A 17,086-nucleotide genomic window follows, 5' to 3' on the forward strand; every position below is an offset into this window, starting at 1 on the left:
CCGACGGGCAGCGCGTCGGGTCGACGCGCCGGGTGTGGACACCTCGGAGGGCGCGGGCCCGAATCGGATTCGGCGGGGGGCGGTGCGGGTGCGGGAGCTGATGGGACCGCCGGATCGCCATGCCCGCACAACGCCGGCGCGTGTGGTGTCGATCCGTTCCCGGCAGCCCGCGAGCCGCCGGTGACCGCCGAACTGTCCGAAGCGGTCACCGCCGCGCAGTCCGGGGACGAGGACGCCTTCCGCTTCCTGTACCGCAGCCTCCAGCCGGGCCTGCTGCGCTACCTGACCGCCCTGGTCGGCGCGGACGCCGAGGACGTCGCCTCGGAGACCTGGTTGCAGATCTCCCGGGACCTGCCCACCTTCACCGGTGGCGAGTTCCGGGCGTGGACGGTCACCATCGCCCGCAACCGGGCCATGGACCACCTGCGGCGGATGCGGCGACGTCCGTCGCTGCCGGTGCCGGTGCAGGCGCTCACCGAGCTGGCCGGCGACGGCGACACCGCCGAGCGGGCCGACGAGACGATCAGCACCGAGGCGGCGCTGGCGCTGATCGCCACGCTGCCACCCCGCGAGGCCGAGGCCGTGTTGTTGCGGGCCGTGATCGGGCTCGACGCGGAGTCCGCCGGACGGGTGCTCGGCCGCCGGGCCGGAGCCGTCCGGACCGCCGCCCACCGAGGTCTGCGGCGACTCGCCACCCTGCTGGACCGGCAGGCCGTACCCACGCCGTCGGTCGACGGCGACGCCACCGCCCCGCTGCTCGCGCCCGACACGTCGAGCGCGCCGGCCGACGGCGGCCCACCGGCGGTCGGCGCCGAGGTGGTCCCGCCCCCTCGTCGCCGGATCGGGCGTTCCCGGCAGCAGACCTCACACGCCGAGCAGGCGGAGGGCTGACGTGATGAGATTCCGGATGAACCTGCACCGGTCGGACCGGCGTGCCGGCCGTGCCGAAACCGAACGGCTGCTCGACGCCGCCCGCATCGACGCCGCCTCCGCCCTCCCGCGGGACATCGCCGACCCGGGTGCGGCGAACGTCCGGCAGTCCGGAACTTCGCCGGACTCCGGGACCGAGCCGCTGGCCCGGCTGCTCGCCGCTGCCGCTGGCCCGGCCCGGCCGACGGAGATGGCGGGCGAGGAGGCTGCGCTGTCCGCGTTCCGGGCCGCCCGCGCCGTCCCGAAGCCCGCCGTGGCCCGACGACCACGCCGTCTGCGGCTCACGACCGGCGCGGTGGCGTGGATCGGCGCGCTGGCGGCCACGGCAACCGCTGGCGTCGCATTCGCCGCGGCCGGGTTCGAGACGGCACCGGAACCGCCGCCGCCGGCACCGGTTAGCGCGCCACCCACTGCCAGCGCGCACGCGACGACCGGGTCCGTCGCGCCGAGCGGGTCGACACCGCCCGGCCGCCCCTCGCTGTCCGGCTCGCCGTCGATCGGAGCGTCGCCGAACGGTCAGGTGCACGGTTTGTGCAAGGCGTGGCAGGCCAAGAAGCCCGAGCAGCGGGAGAAGGCACTGCGAACGCCGGCCTTCGAGCGGTTGGTGACGGCCGCCGGCGGGATCGGCGCGGTCGAGGAGTACTGCCAGCGGCTGGTGCCCGAGAAGAAGTCCCCACCGCCGCCGTCCCCGTCCCCATCGGCTCCGCCGTCGCCGTCGCCGCCGCCTGCGGAGCCGTCCGCCCGGGCGACGCCACCCGGTCAGGCCAAGGTCAAGCCCTCGCACCCGGCCGGCCCGGCCGGCGACTGAGCGTACGGACGGCGCGGTTCGTTCTGCCCTGCACCGGGAAACGCTTCTGTTAGACAGGGGTTGGCGGTCCCGTCGACGCTCGGACAGGGGAGTGTCGGTGGCCGGGACTACGGTGGCACCCGTGCTCCGGAGCCGGGGCACGGCGCACGCGGTCGTCGCACGACGAGGGAGGCTGCACCCATGGTGACGTCGCCGGAGCTGGACCAGAGCGAGATCCTGCGCGAGTCCGCCGCCGCGAATCGACACCTCGCGCGCATCTGCTTCAAGACCGGCCCTCCGACGTACACCGGCGTCGAACTGGAATGGACCGTGCACGACGCCGCCGACCCCGCCCGAGCAGTCGACCCGGCGCGGCTGCGGGCGGCGCTGGGGCGGCACAGCCCCGTCACGCTGGATCCGGCGAGCCCCGCCGAGCCGTTGCGACACGGCGGCACGGTGACCCTCGAACCGGGCGGCCAGCTGGAGATCTCCACCCCGCCGGGCACCTCGACCGGCGCGTTGATCCAGGCCACCGAGGCCGACATCGCCCAGGTCACGGGGCTGCTGGCCGCCGCCGGGCTGACCCTCGGGCGCAGCGGCATCGACCCGCACCGTCGGCCCCGCCCGGTGTTGGACACTCCCCGCTACCGCGCCATGCGCCGCGCGTTCGACCGGCGCGGCCCGGCCGGCCGGACGATGATGTACAGCACCGCCGGCCTCCAGGTGTGCCTCGACATCGGCGAGCCGGACCAGGTCGCCCCGCGCTGGGCGGCGGCGCACGCCGTCGGCCCACCGTTGCTCGCGGCGTTCGCCTCGGCCAGCCGGCACGCCGGGCGGCGCACCGGTTGGGCATCCGCGCGGATGGCCGCGTGGCTGGCCATCGATCCGGCGCGTACCCGCCCGGTGTGGGCGCCCGACCGCGCCGCCGACGATCCGACGGCCGCCTGGACGCGCTATGTGCTCGCCGCGCCGCTGCTGTGCCTGCGCCGGCCCGGCCAGGACTGGGCCCCGCCACCGGGTGTCACCTTCGCCGACTGGCTGGACGGCGCGCTGGCCCGCCCGCCCACCACCGACGACCTCGACTACCACGTCAGCACCCTCTTCCCGCCGGTGCGCCCGCGCGGCTACCTCGAACTGCGGTATCTGGACGCCCAGCCCGGACGGGACTGGCGGCTACCGCTGGCGGTGCTGAGTGCGCTGTTCGCCGACGCGGGCACCGTGGACGCGGCATACACGATCGGCGCCCCGGTGGCGCACCGCTGGTCGGCCGCCGCCCGGCGCGGCCTCGCCGACCCGGCGCTGGCCGCCGCCGCGGCCGCGCTGCTCGACCTGGCCCTGACCGCCCTGCCCCGCCTGGGGCTGCCGGCCGGCACCGACGACGACATCCACGAGGGTCTACGGCGGCGACTGGCCGCCATCCGCAGGGCCGACCGGTGAGCGCGAGGAGTGAGCCGGGTTTGCGAGCCCCGCAGTCGCGAACGAGAGGAACGACGGTGAGCGCGAGTACGACGGACCATGCCGAGGGTGAGCTGCTGCGGGGGCGGATCGCGGCCGAGTTGGCGCGTGCCCGTTCCCGCACGGCCCTGTTGACCGAGGCGGTCGACGATGCCGACCTGATGCGCCAGCACTCTCCGCTGATGTCGCCGTTGGTCTGGGATCTGGCGCACGTCGGCAACCAGGAGGAGCTGTGGCTGGTGCGCGACGTGGGCGGCCGTGAGCCGGTCCGCCGCGACATCGACGACCTGTACGACGCCTTCAAGCAGCCCCGCCGGGACCGCCCACGGCTGCCCCTGCTTCCGCCGGCGGAGGCGCGCGCCTACGTGGGCACGGTCCGCGACAAGGTGTACGACCTGCTCGACGCGGTGCGCTTCACCGACCGGCCGTTGGTCGCCGACGGTTTCGCGTTCGGCATGATCGTGCAGCACGAGCAGCAGCACGACGAGACGATGCTCGCGACCCACCAGTTGCGCGCGGGCGACGCGGTCCTGCACGCACCGCCGCCGCCCGAGCCGACCGTCCGGGTCGACGGCGAGGTGCTGGTGCCGGCCGGAGAGTTCACGATGGGCACCGACACCGATCCCTGGGCCCTGGACAACGAACGACCCGCGCACCAGGTCCACCTGCCCGCGTACGTCATCGACGCCGCGCCGGTCACCAACGGCGCGTACGAGGCGTTCATCGCCGACGGCGGCTACCTCGACCGGCGGTGGTGGAGCGCGCAGGGCTGGGAGCATCGGGTGCGTGAGCAACTCGTCGCGCCGCTGCACTGGCGTCGTGACGGCGACGGCTGGGCGTACCGGCGTTTCGGCCGGTGGGACCCGGTACGCCCCGACGAGCCGGTGGTGCACGTGTGTTTCCACGAGGCGCAGGCGTACGCGACGTGGGCCGGTAAGCGTCTGCCGACCGAGGCGGAGTGGGAGAAGGCCGCGCGGTGGGACCCGGCGACCGGGCGGTCCCGCCGCTACCCGTGGGGCGACGACGACCCGACCGGGGCGCACGCCAACCTCGACCAGCGTCACCTGCGGCCAGCGCCGGTGGGCGCGTACCCGGCCGGCGCCTCGCCGCTGGGTGTGCACCAGCTCATCGGGGACGTCTGGGAGTGGACGTCGAGCACGTTCACCGGTCATCCCGGCTTCGCCGCGTTCCCGTACCGCGAGTACTCCGAGGTGTTCTTCGGCGACGACCACCGGGTGCTGCGCGGGGGCTCGTTCGGCACGGACCGGTCGGCGTGCCGGGGGACGTTCCGCAACTGGGACTATCCGATCCGGCGGCAGATCTTCAGTGGTTTCCGCTGCGCCCGCGACGCCGGTCCGGACGAGTCGCCGCGGTGAGGCGCCCGACGCGACGCGGGGTGCGCTGATGTGCCGGCACCTGGTCTACCTCGGCCCGCCGGTGACGTTGGCCGCGTTGCTGTTCGAGCCGGCGTACGCGCTGGTCCGGCAGTCGTGGGCGCCGCGTGACATGCGCGGCGGCGGCACGATCAACGCCGACGGGTTCGGTGTCGGCTGGTATCCGGACGACGGCGTTCCGGTGCGCTACCGGCGTGCACAGCCGATCTGGAGCGACCCGACGATCGCCGAGCTGGCGGCGGTGACACGTGCCGGCGCGGTGCTCGCCGCGGTCCGTTCGGCCACCGTGGGGATGGCGGTGGTCGACGGGGCGGCCGCGCCCTTCGCGGAGGGCCGGTGGCTGTTCAGCCACAACGGCGTGATCCGGGGCTGGCCCGATTCGATGGTGCCGCTCGCCTCCGGCCTGCCGGTGCGTGACCTGTTGACCCTGGACGCGGCCACCGACTCGGCGTTGCTGTGGGCGCTGGTACGGCATCGGCTGCGCGCGGGCGACGACCCGGTGGAGGCCGTCGGGCGGACGGTTGTCGAGGTCGACGCCGCCGCCCCGGGGTCGCGGCTGAATCTGCTGCTCACCGACGGGCGACGGGCGGTGGCGACCGCGGTCGGTCACGCGCTGTCGGTGCGCGCGGGCGCGGACTCGGTGGTGGTGGCGTCCGAGCCGCACGACGACGACGCCGGGTGGCGTCCGGTGCCGCAGCAGCGCCTGGTCACCGCCACGGCGGACGAGGTGCGGGTGTGCGGACTGCCGGCCGGGTGAGCGTGGCCGGCCGGGCTTCGCGAGGTGTTTGACGATCACGAAAGAGGCGGGGGCGATGAGCGCGGAACCGTTGGAGATCTACCTTGAGCCGCAGGACCTGGAGCGTGGTCTGCGGGCGGACGTCCGGGCGGGGTTGACCGCCGAGGCGAAGTGGCTGCCGCCGAAGTGGTTCTACGACTCGCGGGGCAGCGAGGTGTTCGAGGAGATCACCCAGCTGCCCGAGTATTACCCGACCCGGGCCGAGCGGGCGGTGCTCGCCGCGCACGCCGACGACGTGGCGGCGCTGACCGGCGCGAAGACCCTGATCGAGCTGGGCTCGGGCTCGTCGGAGAAGACCCGGTTGCTGTTGGACGCGTTCACCCGCCGGGGAGGGCTGGGCACGTTCGTCCCGCTCGACGTCTCGGTCAGCGCCCTGCTCGGGTCGACCGCACAGATCGCCGCCGACTATCCGGGGCTGCGGGTCCGGGGGATCGTTGGCGACTTCACCCGCCAGCTCGACCGGCTGCCGACCGGCGGGCGACGGTTGGTGGTGTTCCTGGGCGGCACGATCGGCAACCTCCTGCCGGCCGAGCGGGCCGAGTTCCTGGCTGCGATGCGCGCCGCGCTGGAGGTCGGCGACTGGCTGCTGCTCGGCACCGACCTGGTGAAGGACCCGTCGGTGATCGTGCCCGCGTACGACGACGCGGCCGGGGTCACGGCCGAGTTCAACCGCAACGTGCTGTACGTGATCAACCGGGAGTTGGGGGCCGACTTCGACCCGGAGGCGTTCGCGCATGTCGCCCGCTGGGACCCGGACCGGGAGTGGATCGAGATGCGGCTGCGGGCGACCCGGGCGATGCGGGTTCACGTACTGGACCTCTCGGTGGTGTTCGACGCGGGGGAGGAGCTGCGGACGGAGGTGTCGGCGAAGTTCCGCCCGGAGGGGGTGGCCGCCGAACTGGGCGGGGCGGGTTTCGCGGCGGCGCACTTCTGGACGGACCCGGACGGACTCTTCGGGGTGACGCTGGCGCGGGCGCGGTGAGCCTCTTCACCCGCGACGTCCGGCTCGCCCGCTGATCGGTTAGGCTGATCCCGCGAAGGGGAGTAGCCCCCAATGTCGTGGTCGACATACTGGTGCGTTCCGCATCCGGCCACGCGGCCCCGGTCCCCGGGGCGGGCGAGACCTTCGACTCAGGCTGTAGCAGCCGGGTCGAGGGCGCCCCCGTACCTCCTCCCGGCGTGAACGGGAAGGATGTCATGGAGGGATTCCTCGCCGCGCTGGTCATCAGCTTCGGTGTCATCTTCGTCGCCGAGCTGGGAGACAAGTCCCAGTTGATGGCGTTGACCTTCGCCACGCGGTTCAAGCCACTTCCGGTGCTGATCGGCATCACCGTCGCCACGGCGGTGGTGCACCTGGCGTCGGTCGCCATCGGCTCGGGCCTCGGCGCTGTGCTGCCCACCGACTGGATCTCGCTGGTGGCCGGCGTGGCGTTCCTCGGCTTCGGCGCGTGGACCCTGCGCGGTGACAAGCTCACCGAGGAGGAGAAGCGCAAGGCCGAGAAGACCAGCAAGACGGCGATCGTGGCGGTCTCGGTGGCGTTCTTCCTGGCCGAGCTGGGCGACAAGACGATGCTCGCGACGATCACCCTGGCCACCAAGTACGGCTGGTTCGGCACCTGGCTCGGCTCCACGGTGGGCATGGTGGCCGCGGACGCGCTGGCCATCCTGGTCGGCCGGATGCTCGGCCGCCGGCTTCCGGAGAAGACCATCAGGTACGGCGCCGCGGTGCTCTTCGCCATCAGTGGCCTCTGGCTGATCCTGGAGGCCGTCAACGAGCTGACGTGAGCGCCGACTAGCCGCCCCGGTGGCGGGTAACGCCTGCGGGTGGAGCCGGCGGAGCTGCTGCGGCACGGCGACGAGGTGCTGGTCGCCGTGGTGGAGGTGGCCGGCGCGCTGGTGATCGTCGTGGGCGCTCTCTGGGCGGCGGTGCGGTTCGTGGTCGAGGGGCTGCGGCACCGCACCGCCGCTGTTTTCACCCCGATCCGCCTGTCGCTGGGCCGGTTCCTGACGCTCGGTCTGGAGTTCCAGCTCGCGGCCGACGTGTTGCGGACCGCGGTGTCACCGTCGTTCACCCAGATCGGTCAGTTGGCGGCCATCGCCACGATCCGGACGGCGCTGAACTACTTCCTGGGCCGGGAGATCCGGCAGGAGCAACGGCAGGTCGCCGACGGGCAGACACGGACGTGATCAGCGGCCTGGTCGAGGTGGTGACCGCACTGGCTCTGGTCGTCGGGGTCGTCACGGCGGTGTGCACGGGCGACGTGCGGGTCGCCGTACGCGTGTTGTTGGACCTTCTGACGGCGGCCGGGCTGCTGCGTCTCGCCGGGGATCCGGCGTGGGGCGGCCTTGCCTCCACCGCCGCGATCGTCGCGCTGCGGCAACTGCTCGCGGCGGCGCTGAGTTCCCCGCCGCCGTGGTCGCGGCGACAATCCCCGCCGCGCTGCGGGGACGACCATCACCGCTTACCGTGGGCGGTACCAGAGAAACAGGGAAAAGCGGGAGGATAACCACATGAGCCGGCATGACGAACCGAACGAGTACGGCTACGCCGGCGGCGCCACCGCTCCCGAGCCGCAGCCCGGCGGCAAGCCCGACGAGCAGGACCTCGCGGAGGAGGTGGCGGTGCCCGCCGACGATCTCACCGCCCCCACGACCGACGCCCTCGCCGACGAGACCGAGGAGCGGGCGCCGCACGACCGCCACCGCTGACCACGGCGCGTCGCGGGCCGGCCGGTCAGTCCTTGCCGGGCCGCTGGTAGACGTCCGGCACCCCGTCGCCGTCGGCGTCGAGACTCTCCTTCTCGGCCACCCGCCGGTACGCCGCGTTGCGGCGGGCGAGTACGGCGGCGGCGAGCGCCGCGGAGATCACCGACCCGGTGAGTACCGCCGCCTTGACCCGCTCGTCGGCGGTACTGCCCGCGCCGAACGCCAGGTCGCCGATGAGCAGTGAGACGGTGAACCCGACCCCGGCCAGCAGGGCGATGCCGAACAGGTCGGACCAGGTGATGTCCTCGTCCAGCTCGGCGCGGGTGAATCGGGCCAGCAGGTAGGTCGAACCGAAGATCCCGATGCTCTTGCCGAGCACCAGGCCGGCCACCACGGCGATCACCAGCGGGTCGGTCAGCAGGGCCCCGAGGTCGGTGCCTCGGAGTGTGACACCGGCCGCGAAGAGGGCGAAGACCGGTACGGCGAAGCCGGCCGACACGGGTCGCCACCGGTGTTCCAGGTGCGCGGCGAGCCCGCCCGCGCCGTCCGGCTCCGTCCGGTCGGCCGCCGCCGCCCCGCCAGGGGCGCGGTTCAGCACCGGCACGGTGAAGCCGAGCAGCACGCCGGCGACCGTGGCGTGCACTCCGGAGGCGTGCACCAGCGCCCAGGTGGCGGCCGCGAGCGGGATGAGCGCCCACCACCAGGTCCGGCCGCGCCGTACCAGCCAGGCGAACAGTCCGATCGGGGCGAGCGCGGCGAGCAGCGGCAGCGGGTGGAACTCGGCGGTGTAGAAGACCGCGATGATGGTGATCGCGAACAGGTCGTCGACCACGGCCAGGGTGAGCAGGAAGGCGCGCAGGCCCTGCGGCAGGTGTGAGCTGACGACCGCGAGGACGGCCAGCGCGAAGGCGATGTCGGTGGCGGTCGGAATGGCCCAGCCCCGCAGTCCCTCCCCGCCCGTGCCGAGGAGCACGGCCACGTAGATCAACGCGGGCAGCGCCATTCCACCCAGGGCGGCCACCACCGGCAGAGCCGCCCGTCGCGGGTCACGCAGCTCCCCGGCGACGAACTCACGTTTGAGTTCCAGGCCCACCACGAAGAAGAAGATGGCGAGCAGGCCGTCGGCGGCCCAGGTGGCGAGGCTCAGGTCGAGGTGCCAGCGCTCGCCGCCCGGCCAGGGCACCCAGGCGCCGAGCCGGACGTACGCCGCGCTCCACGGCGAGTTCGCCCAGATCAGCGCGATAACGGCGCCGAGCAGCAGCAGTGCGCCGCCGACCGTCTCGGTGCGCAGCACGTCGGCCAGGTGTCGGGCCTCCGGCCAGGACGACCGCGAGAAGAGTCGGTCGCGGTGGGGGGAGTGGCCGGTCATGAAGGGGCTCACCTCTGGTGTCGGGACGGCAGGGATCCAATCGCCGACCAGACTTCCCGGCACACCGCTGTCGACCCTATCCGGTGCGCGGCACGTCGTGATCGCGCGGGACACAACGCTGCGGTCGAGATCGGCGCGGGGAATCGGTCGCCGACTTTTCCGGGCGTCGCCGCTGCCGAATGGCCCTTTGTCGGGTTGGTCATGCGGGGCGGCACGCTAACTGACGCCGAAAATGCATAACTCCGGACATAAGACCTATGAGGGGCTTTAATGGTTTCACGAGTTGACAGACGACCTTGGGGGTTTTCGTGAAGTTCTTTGGCGTAACCGGACCCGTCCGGAGGCAAGCCTGATGGACCTGCTCCGCCAATTGCGTCACGTGCGTCGGCACTGGTGGGTCGTGCTGGTCACGATCATGGTGGCCCTGGGCGTCTCGGCGTTCCTGACCGTACGGGCCCAGCCCCGGTACGTCGCCTCGGTGACCTTCTTCGTCACCACCCCCAACCAGGGCGTCTCCGATGCCTACCAGGGCGGGCTGTTCCTCCAGCAGCGCGTCAAGTCGTACGCCGACCTGCTCAGCAGCGACCGCCTCGCACAGAGTGTCGCGGCCGAGACGCCGGTCGGGCTCACCGCGGACGAGGTGCAGCGCCGGGTGACCACCTCCACCGAGACGGGCACCGTCCTGCTGCGCGCCTCGATCACCGACACCGACCAGGCCCGTGCCCTGCGGGTGAGTGAGACCCTCGCCGCGAAGTTCGTCGAACTCGTCCAGAAGGTCGAGACGCCACCCGAGGGCAAGTCGCCCATCAAGATCGAGGTGGTCAGCGGCCCACGGGTCAGCGCGAGCCCCGTCTCGCCGAAGCCGGTGCGTAACCTCGTACTCGGCGGTCTGCTCGGCCTCGTCCTCGGCGTCGGTCTGGCGATCCTGCGCGGCGTCGCCGACGTCCGCCTGCGCGACGCCGCCGGCCTGCAACGCGCAACCGGGAGCCCGCTGCTCGGCGAGATCCCGTTCGAGGGCGCCGCCCGCACGTCCCCGCTGATCGTCGGCGACGCCGCGACGTCGGCCCGTGCCGAGGCGGTCCGCAAGCTGCGGACCAACCTGCGCTTCGTGGACGTGCACGAGCCGGCCCGGGTCATCGCCGTGACCAGCGCGTTGCAGGGCGAGGGCAAGACGACGATGTCGTGCAACCTGGCCATCGCGCTGGCCGAGGCGGGCTGGCGTGTGCTGCTGGTCGACGCCGACCTGCGCCGCCCGAAGGTCGACGACTACCTGGGCCTGGACGCCGGTGTCGGCCTCACCGACGTGTTGGTCGGCGACGTCCAGGTCGGCGACGTGGTGCAGCGCTGGGGCGACAAGTCCCTGCTGGTCCTGCCCAGTGGCTCCGCGCCGCCCAACCCGAGCGAGCTGCTCGGCTCCAAGGCGATGGCGGACCTGCTGCTCGCGTTGCGGGAGTCCGCGGACATCGTGATCATCGACACCGCGCCGCTGCTCGCGGTGACCGACGGCGTCGTGGTCGCCGTCCAGGCCGACGGCGCGCTGCTGGTGAGCCAGCAGGGTCGTACGTCGCGCACCCAGGTGGCCGCGGCGGCCCGCGCGCTGCACTCGGTCTCGGTGCGGCTGCTCGGCTGCGTGCTCAACATGGCGAAGGTGGCCAAGGCCGAGGCGTACCAGTACGAGGCCTACCGGGTTGTCGCCTCGACCGCCACGCCGTCGGTCCCGACCGACCGGGCCCCCGCCGCCCGGCACAGCGAGGGCGCCGGGGTCAACGGTGTCAGCGACCGTACCCAGGAACTCACCCGGCTGCCCCGATGAGCGCGGCGAGGGGTCGTAGCGAGCGTTCGATCTCCTCGGCGCAGCGACGGAAGTCGGCGACGGTACCGCCGATCGGGTCCCGAAGGTCGTCCGCGTCCGGGGCGGCGGGTTGCAGCCGCCCCCGGGCGCTGGCCGCGGCGGCGATGGCGGCCCCCAGCGGATCGTCGGTCGATCCGACGGGCGGCTCGGCCGCCGCCGCAAGCCGGCCGAACTGGCGCAGGGTGAACGTCCGGTGCAGCGCGCCGGGCGCGAGCGAGGTGCACACCGACCGCTGCCGCCGCGTCGCGGTCAGCACGAGCGTCGCATCGGTCAGCTGTTCGGCACGCAGCGTGCGGCTGCTGAACGCCGTCGCGTCGCCGCCCTCCTCGGTCACGACCTCCGCCGCGTACGGGTGCATGGACAACCCGTCCAGCGCGTCGGTGCCGGCGCTGGACACCAGCACGGGACGGTCGGCCAACAGCCGTCGGGCCAGGTACTCGGCCATCGGCGAGCGGCACAGGTTGGCGTGGCAGACGAACAGCACGCGGTCGGCCATCGGGAGCCCTCTCGTGGATGCGGACACGGGTCGGCACACCGCGAGGGTGATGCGTCGACGCCGCTGGGCGCGCGGGAAGGGGTTGCCAGCATCCTACGCGGGCCGCCCCGTCGGACGCGGTGCCGCGCCGGCCGAGTCCGAGCCGCGCCCACCGGCGGTGCCGCGGTGAAGATCGGCATCCTGTCGTACCACTTCCCGCCCGAGCCGGCGTTCATCCCCGGCAGCCTCGCCGAGGAGTTGGCCGCGCGCGGGCACGAGGTCCGCGTGCTCACCGGATTCCCCGACTACCCGGGCGGGCACGTCTATCCGGGGTGGCGGCAGCGGTGGCATCACGAGACGCACAGCGACCGGCTGTCGGTCCGCCGGGTGCCGCGGGTGTCCGGCGGAGCCACCACCACCGGGGCGCGGATGGCCAGCTACCTGTCGTTCGCCGGGAGCGCGTCGCTGGCGGCCCGCCGGTTCCTGGGTGGCGTGGACGCGCTCTACGTCTTCCAACTGCCCGCCACCACCTTCGCCACCGCCGCCGTCCTGCGGCTCCTCGCGAGGGTGCCGACCGTGCTGCACGTACAGGATGTCTGGGCTCGCGACGGCGTCGACGCGTCCGGCGGCGGCCGCTGGTTGGCGCGGATGGACGCCGCGATGACCCGCATCTACCGCTCGGCCGCGCGGGTCGCCGTGGCCGCGCCGTCGATGCGTGACCTGGTGGTCGCGGCCGGTGCCGACCCCGGCCGGGTCCGTCTGGTCCTCAACTGGACCGACGAGCGCATCTTCTACCCGGCGACGCCCGGCGCGGCGGCCCGGCAGATGGTCCGTCGGGATCGTCGGTGCGTGGTCATGCACGCCGGGACCATCGGACCCCGCCAGGGTCTGGAGACGGCGGTGCGGGCCGCGGCGGCACTGGACCGGACGATGGACCTGGTCCTGGTCGGCTCGGGCGCGGACGAGCGGCGGGTGCGGGGGCTCGCCGCCGACCTCAAGGCGGAGAACGTCCGCTTCCTGGAACGGCGGTCACCTGTCGACATGCCCGAGCTGTACGCCGCCGCCGACTACCAGTTGATCATGCTGCGTGACCTGCCCGAGCTGCGCGGCATGGTGCCGGGCAAGCTCCAGGCCGCGCTCTCGTGCGCCGCGCCGGTGGTGGCGTCGGCCGGCGGGGACACCGTCGAGCTGGTCGAACGCGCCCGCGCCGGGCTGTCCTGCCCTCCCGAGGACTGGGCCGCCCTGGCCGACCGGTTCTGGCTGGCCGCCACCATCCCGCCGCCCGCGCGCACCGAGATGGGTCGCCGGGGGCGGCAGACGTACCTGCGGGAAATGTCGCTGCCCGCCGGCGTGGACCGGATCGAACGGCTGCTGCACGAGGCCGCCGGCCGCGTCCCGCAGGAAGCGACGACGCCGCGAGGAAAACTCGCGTAAAGGACCAGAAATGCCATAACGGTACGAGAGTCCTCGTAACGTGCTAAGAACGTCAGGGAATTCGACAGACTGTCCGATTCCCAGATCGGGAGTGTGGTGTGACGGAGAGCGAACGACCGCGTCGACGACGAAGCCGGTCCCGGCGTCGCCGCCGCGCGCGACTGCGCCGGGCGCTGCTCGGCGCGCTCGTGGTCGGATCGCTGCTGCTGGCCGCCGGTGGCTGGATCGGCTTTCGCGGTTGGCAGGCGCGCGCTCATCTCCTCAACGCCGCCGGTCTCGCTCGGGAGCTGAGCGCCCAGGTCGTCGGCGGGGACACCGACCGTGCCCTGCGCACCCTCTCCGCCCTCCAGGAGCAGTCCGGTGCGGCCCGGGCCGCCACGTCCGACCCCAGCTGGAGGATCGGTCGGCACACCCCGGCGGCCGGTGACGACCTCGACGCGGTCCGGCTGATCGCCATCGCCATCGACGACCTGGCCCGGCAGGCGTTCCCCAGCCTGCTACACACGGACCTGACCAGCCTCGTGCCGGCCGGCGGCCGGTTGGACCTGGCCCGGCTCACGTCGGTCTCCGCCGAGCTGACCCGGGTGAACGACTCGGTGCAGGGCACCCGTCGGGACCTGGCCGCCGTGCCGGCCGACACGCTGGTCAGCCAGGTCCGCCAGGCGCTGACCGATCTCCGTGCCGAGATCGACCGGTTGGCCAGCCTCACCGCCGCGGCGGACCAGGGTGCTCGGCTGCTGCCGCCGCTACTCGGTGCCGGCGGCTCGCGGCGCTACCTGCTCGTCTCGCAGAACCTGGCCGAGCTGCGCGCGACCGGCGGCATGTTCGGCGCGTACGCGATGATCGAGGCCGAGAACGGGCGGGTCCGGATGGGCCAGCAGGGCAGCAGCGCCTCCCTCGGTCGATTCACGCCGGCGTTGAAGCTGCCCGCCGAGACCCGGGCGATCTGGACCGACCTGCCGGGCATCTATCCCGCCGACGTGAACCTGAGCCCGCACTTTCCGACCGCCGCCGCCCTGTACCGGGAGATGTACCGGCGCAAGACCGGTACCACCGTCGACGGTGTGCTCGCCGTGGATCCGGTGGTGCTGTCCTATCTGCTCAAGGCGACCGGTCCGGTGCTGGTGCCCGGCGGGGTGCCGCTGGCCAGCGAAAAGGCCGTGCAGACCCTGCTCAACGAGACCTACCAGCGGCTGGACACCACGCAGCAGGACGCCTACTTCGCGTCCTCGGCCGCTGCGGTGTTTGACGCCTTCTTCAAGAAGAATGTCAACCCTAGGGTGTTGTTGTCCGCATTTGACCGTGCTATCACGGAACGCCGGATATTGTTCTGGAGTGCCCACCCGGAGGAACAGCGGACGTTCGGCAACAGCCGGATGGCCGGGACGCTCCCGGAACAGGACACCGTGCCGACTGTCGGCGTGTTCCTCAACGACGGCAGCGGCGCGAAGCTCGGCTACTACCTGCGGCCGACGGCGAGCCTCACGGTCGGCGAATGCCGGCCCGACGGCCGCCGCGAGCTCCGACTGCGGGTGACTCTGCGCTCGACGGCGCCGAAGTCAGGGCTCAGCACGTCGATCCTTGGCCTCGGTCTGGCTGGCGATCCGTACACCGTGCGCACGCTGGTGTCGATCTACAGCCCGGCGGGCGGCTCCGTGCTCGACGCCCGGCTCGACGGGGCCGAGACGGCACTGGGCAGCGGCACCGAACGCCGCCGCCAGGTGGCGACGGCAAACGTCGACATCGGCCCCGGCGTCGAGAGGGCGCTGGAGGTCACCGTCCTGACGGCCAAGACCGGCGTCGGACAGGCCGAGCTGTGGCTGACCCCCACCGCCAGCCCTTGGACCACCCAAGTTCATTCCGCACGAAGCTGTGACCAGTAGGAGGGAACCAATCATGCGGCTATCCCGCATCATCATGGCGCTCACGGTCGGCCTGGCCGTGGTGGCCGTGCCGTCGGCAGCGGGGGCGGCACCGGCTCAGCCGACCCCCAGCGGCACGCCTCAACCGCCGCCGTACCCGCCGGCCGCCGCGTCCCTGACCGTCAACCGGCCGACGATCTTCCTGGGCGAGACGGTCCTGCTCACCGGCACCGGCTTCGGCCCCAATGAGACGGTCGACATCTCGGTGACGGTCACACCGCTGGCAGCCCCGGCCGCCGGCAACGCGCCGGCCCGCCGCAGCGACGGCACCACCGTGGCCATGGCGCCGGTGGCGTACCAGGCGAGCGCGCCGCTGAACTTCACGGCGTACACGAACGCCCAGGGGCGCTTCACCAAGAGCTACAAGCCGTCGGTGACCGGTCTGCTGACCTTCACGGCCACGGGCCGCGAGTCCGGCCGGACCGCGTCCACCGAGCTGCGGGTGCTGCACCGCAAGCAGCCGCTGCCCGTCACCGGTGACAGCATCGGTACGCCCATGAAGCTCGGCGGCGGCCTCGTCGGCGCCGGCGCGATCATGCTGCTGCTGACCCTGGCCTGGCGTCGCCGCCAGCGCTTCGGCGGAGCCGCGCACTGATCGGCACCACCCAACGGGGCAGTGCCCCGGATGTACCCCGAACTGGCGCCCGTCGGATCTCCCGACGGGCGCCAGTTCACGTCGTCGCGTCCGCCCGGTCCCGTACCGCCCCGTGCTCCCGTCATGATCGACGCGAGTTGGCGGAAATGGGGGTATCGACCGGTCCCGGACCAACATGATCGACACGACATCGCCGATCCGGGGGTATCGACCGGTCCCGGATACCCCGACATCGGCGATCTGGAGTCGATCACCCCCGCGTGATCGCCTCGATTGAGCGCTATGTCCGGTTGTGGGGTGTCTGTGGTGACCGGCGGCACCCGCCGGCCGGAATCGTGGCGGGCCGGGGGTCGTTACACACCCTGACGATCGCAGGACCACCGGGCCACCCCGCCTGCGGGAATGGCCCCGGCCATCGGGTCGTTACACACGCACCGGCCGCCGCGAGGAACCCACCCGCAGGCCGCAGGGAATGGCCCCGCCCGCCGGGTCGTTACACACGGACCGGCCGCCACGAGCCCCCCGCTCGCAGGCCGCCACGCCCCCCGGGAATGACCCCGGCCCCCCCGGGTCGTTACACCCGGATCCGGCGCCGCAAGCCCCTCCGGCTCGCCGGCCGCCGCCCCCTCTTCACGTCTTTGCACAGCGCCCGGACGAGGTGCTGACACCCCCATGTTCACCGACCCCCGCAACAGGTGGCGTGTGGGTGTTTCCTACCCCCGAAGGAGCAACCCCCATGAACACGATCTTCCGCAAGAGCATGCTGTCCGTTGCTGGTCTCGCGTTCGCCGGTGGCGTCTTCGCCGGCCCGATCGCCGCCCACGCCGCCACCCCGGCCGTGGACACCAAGCCCACCGCTGCCGCGGTGCAGACGGCCGCGCCCAAGCCGCAGGGCGACCAGTCCCACATCACCCTCAACGGTGAGCAGACCGCCAACGCCAAGGCCATCATCGCCGCCACCAAGAAGGCCGGCCTACCCGAGCGCGCCGCGGTCATCTCCATCGCGACGAGCCTGCAGGAGTCGAAGCTGGAGAACCTGGGTCACCTCGGCGACGCCAACGACCATGACTCGCTGGGTCTGTTCCAGCAGCGCCCCACCTCCGGCTGGGGCACCCCCGAGCAGATCACCAACCCCGAGTACTCCACCACCGCGTTCCTCAAGGGCCTGCGCCAGGTTGACGGCTGGCAGGACATGCCCCTGACCGACGCCGCGCAGACCGTCCAGGTCTCCGCCTACCCCGATGCCTACGCGCAGTGGGAGCAGCAGGCCACCGACCTCGTCGGCCAGCACTGGAACAGCTGACACACCGAACAGCCAACAACGACCGATGGCCGGCACCCGACAACGGGCGCCGGCCATCGCCGTCTCTC

17 protein-coding genes are annotated in these 17,086 nt (G+C 72.8%); 15 read left to right on the forward strand and 2 right to left on the reverse strand.

The window, feature by feature from the left end:
* The first annotated feature begins 180 nt into the window (after positions 1-180).
* The 10 genes from ACTFTM_RS16165 (at position 181) to ACTFTM_RS16210 (ending at position 8,071) form a co-directional block, all read left to right on the forward strand.
* Entirely contained in the window at positions 181-891 is a 711-nt protein-coding gene (locus tag ACTFTM_RS16165; protein WP_449561311.1) for an RNA polymerase sigma factor, read from the forward strand.
* Between the two features lie 4 nt (positions 892-895).
* Positions 896-1,738, forward strand: coding sequence for a hypothetical protein (locus tag ACTFTM_RS16170; protein ID WP_449561312.1), 843 nt, complete (start codon positions 896-898; stop codon positions 1,736-1,738).
* A gap of 180 nt (positions 1,739-1,918) precedes the next feature.
* Complete coding sequence (gene egtA / locus ACTFTM_RS16175) at positions 1,919-3,154, forward strand: ergothioneine biosynthesis glutamate--cysteine ligase EgtA (protein ID WP_449561313.1); 1,236 nt, start codon at positions 1,919-1,921, stop codon at positions 3,152-3,154.
* Positions 3,155-3,210: 56 nt separating this feature from the next.
* Positions 3,211-4,548: an ergothioneine biosynthesis protein EgtB gene (gene egtB, locus ACTFTM_RS16180; RefSeq protein ID WP_449561314.1), complete on the forward strand. Its 1,338-nt coding sequence runs from the start codon at positions 3,211-3,213 to the stop codon at positions 4,546-4,548.
* 28 nt (positions 4,549-4,576) lie between these two features.
* Positions 4,577-5,323, forward strand: a complete 747-nt coding sequence (egtC, locus tag ACTFTM_RS16185; RefSeq protein WP_449561315.1) for an ergothioneine biosynthesis protein EgtC — start codon at positions 4,577-4,579, stop codon at positions 5,321-5,323.
* 55 nt (positions 5,324-5,378) lie between these two features.
* On the forward strand, positions 5,379-6,344 hold the full coding sequence (gene egtD / locus ACTFTM_RS16190; protein WP_449561316.1) for an L-histidine N(alpha)-methyltransferase: 966 nt from the start codon (positions 5,379-5,381) through the stop codon (positions 6,342-6,344).
* A 215-nt stretch (positions 6,345-6,559) separates the two neighbouring features.
* Positions 6,560-7,147, forward strand: coding sequence for a TMEM165/GDT1 family protein (locus ACTFTM_RS16195; RefSeq protein WP_449566651.1), 588 nt, complete (start codon positions 6,560-6,562; stop codon positions 7,145-7,147).
* A gap of 39 nt (positions 7,148-7,186) precedes the next feature.
* A complete protein-coding gene (locus ACTFTM_RS16200; RefSeq protein WP_449561317.1) occupies positions 7,187-7,549 on the forward strand; it encodes a DUF1622 domain-containing protein in 363 nt (120 codons plus the stop codon).
* Positions 7,546-7,869, forward strand: coding sequence for a hypothetical protein (locus tag ACTFTM_RS16205; protein ID WP_449561318.1), 324 nt, complete (start codon positions 7,546-7,548; stop codon positions 7,867-7,869). Before ACTFTM_RS16200 ends, ACTFTM_RS16205 begins: the two co-directional genes overlap by 4 nt.
* A 4-nt stretch (positions 7,870-7,873) precedes the next feature.
* Positions 7,874-8,071: a hypothetical protein gene (locus ACTFTM_RS16210; RefSeq protein WP_355052466.1), complete on the forward strand. Its 198-nt coding sequence runs from the start codon at positions 7,874-7,876 to the stop codon at positions 8,069-8,071.
* A gap of 25 nt (positions 8,072-8,096) precedes the next feature.
* Here ACTFTM_RS16210 and nhaA read toward each other — a convergent pair whose 3' ends face one another.
* On the reverse strand, positions 8,097-9,437 hold the full coding sequence (gene nhaA / locus ACTFTM_RS16215) for a Na+/H+ antiporter NhaA (RefSeq protein ID WP_449561319.1): 1,341 nt from the start codon (positions 9,435-9,437) through the stop codon (positions 8,097-8,099).
* 352 nt (positions 9,438-9,789) lie between these two features.
* Between nhaA and ACTFTM_RS16220 the strand changes: the two genes are divergently transcribed.
* Positions 9,790-11,250, forward strand: coding sequence for a polysaccharide biosynthesis tyrosine autokinase (locus ACTFTM_RS16220; RefSeq protein WP_449561320.1), 1,461 nt, complete (start codon positions 9,790-9,792; stop codon positions 11,248-11,250).
* On the opposite strand, the gene ACTFTM_RS16225 is transcribed toward ACTFTM_RS16220, so the two are convergent.
* Positions 11,231-11,785 (reverse strand): arsenate reductase/protein-tyrosine-phosphatase family protein, encoded by a 555-nt coding sequence (locus ACTFTM_RS16225; RefSeq protein ID WP_449561321.1) that lies wholly within the window; start codon positions 11,783-11,785, stop codon positions 11,231-11,233. The genes ACTFTM_RS16220 and ACTFTM_RS16225 overlap by 20 nt on opposite strands.
* 165 nt (positions 11,786-11,950) lie before the next feature.
* Between ACTFTM_RS16225 and ACTFTM_RS16230 the strand changes: the two genes are divergently transcribed.
* From ACTFTM_RS16230 to ACTFTM_RS16245, 4 genes are all read left to right on the forward strand, one after another.
* Positions 11,951-13,198 (forward strand): glycosyltransferase family 4 protein, encoded by a 1,248-nt coding sequence (locus ACTFTM_RS16230; RefSeq protein WP_449561322.1) that lies wholly within the window; start codon positions 11,951-11,953, stop codon positions 13,196-13,198.
* 98 nt (positions 13,199-13,296) lie between these two features.
* A complete protein-coding gene (locus ACTFTM_RS16235; protein WP_449561323.1) occupies positions 13,297-15,081 on the forward strand; it encodes a DUF4012 domain-containing protein in 1,785 nt (594 codons plus the stop codon).
* Between the two features lie 13 nt (positions 15,082-15,094).
* Positions 15,095-15,715: a hypothetical protein gene (locus ACTFTM_RS16240; RefSeq protein WP_449561324.1), complete on the forward strand. Its 621-nt coding sequence runs from the start codon at positions 15,095-15,097 to the stop codon at positions 15,713-15,715.
* Between the two features lie 736 nt (positions 15,716-16,451).
* Positions 16,452-17,018, forward strand: a complete 567-nt coding sequence (locus ACTFTM_RS16245; RefSeq protein ID WP_449561325.1) for a hypothetical protein — start codon at positions 16,452-16,454, stop codon at positions 17,016-17,018.
* Positions 17,019-17,086: the final 68 nt, after the last annotated feature.

The organism is Micromonospora sp. RB23 (assembly GCF_053585025.1).

What these genes read in the sequence shown, in the direction of transcription:
- ACTFTM_RS16170 (WP_449561312.1), top strand. Translation starts at nt 896, where the DNA reads ATGAGATTCCGGATGAACCTGCACCGGTCGGACCGGCGTGCCGGCCGT.
- ACTFTM_RS16220 (WP_449561320.1), top strand. Translation starts at nt 9,790, where the DNA reads ATGGACCTGCTCCGCCAATTGCGTCACGTGCGTCGGCACTGGTGGGTC.
- egtD (WP_449561316.1), top strand. Translation starts at nt 5,379, where the DNA reads ATGAGCGCGGAACCGTTGGAGATCTACCTTGAGCCGCAGGACCTGGAG.
- ACTFTM_RS16225 (WP_449561321.1), bottom strand. Translation starts at nt 11,785, where the DNA reads ATGGCCGACCGCGTGCTGTTCGTCTGCCACGCCAACCTGTGCCGCTCG.
- egtC (WP_449561315.1), top strand. Translation starts at nt 4,577, where the DNA reads ATGTGCCGGCACCTGGTCTACCTCGGCCCGCCGGTGACGTTGGCCGCG.
- ACTFTM_RS16210 (WP_355052466.1), top strand. Translation starts at nt 7,874, where the DNA reads ATGAGCCGGCATGACGAACCGAACGAGTACGGCTACGCCGGCGGCGCC.
- nhaA (WP_449561319.1), bottom strand. Translation starts at nt 9,437, where the DNA reads ATGACCGGCCACTCCCCCCACCGCGACCGACTCTTCTCGCGGTCGTCC.
- ACTFTM_RS16240 (WP_449561324.1), top strand. Translation starts at nt 15,095, where the DNA reads ATGCGGCTATCCCGCATCATCATGGCGCTCACGGTCGGCCTGGCCGTG.
- egtA (WP_449561313.1), top strand. Translation starts at nt 1,919, where the DNA reads ATGGTGACGTCGCCGGAGCTGGACCAGAGCGAGATCCTGCGCGAGTCC.
- ACTFTM_RS16245 (WP_449561325.1), top strand. Translation starts at nt 16,452, where the DNA reads ATGAACACGATCTTCCGCAAGAGCATGCTGTCCGTTGCTGGTCTCGCG.
- ACTFTM_RS16195 (WP_449566651.1), top strand. Translation starts at nt 6,560, where the DNA reads ATGGAGGGATTCCTCGCCGCGCTGGTCATCAGCTTCGGTGTCATCTTC.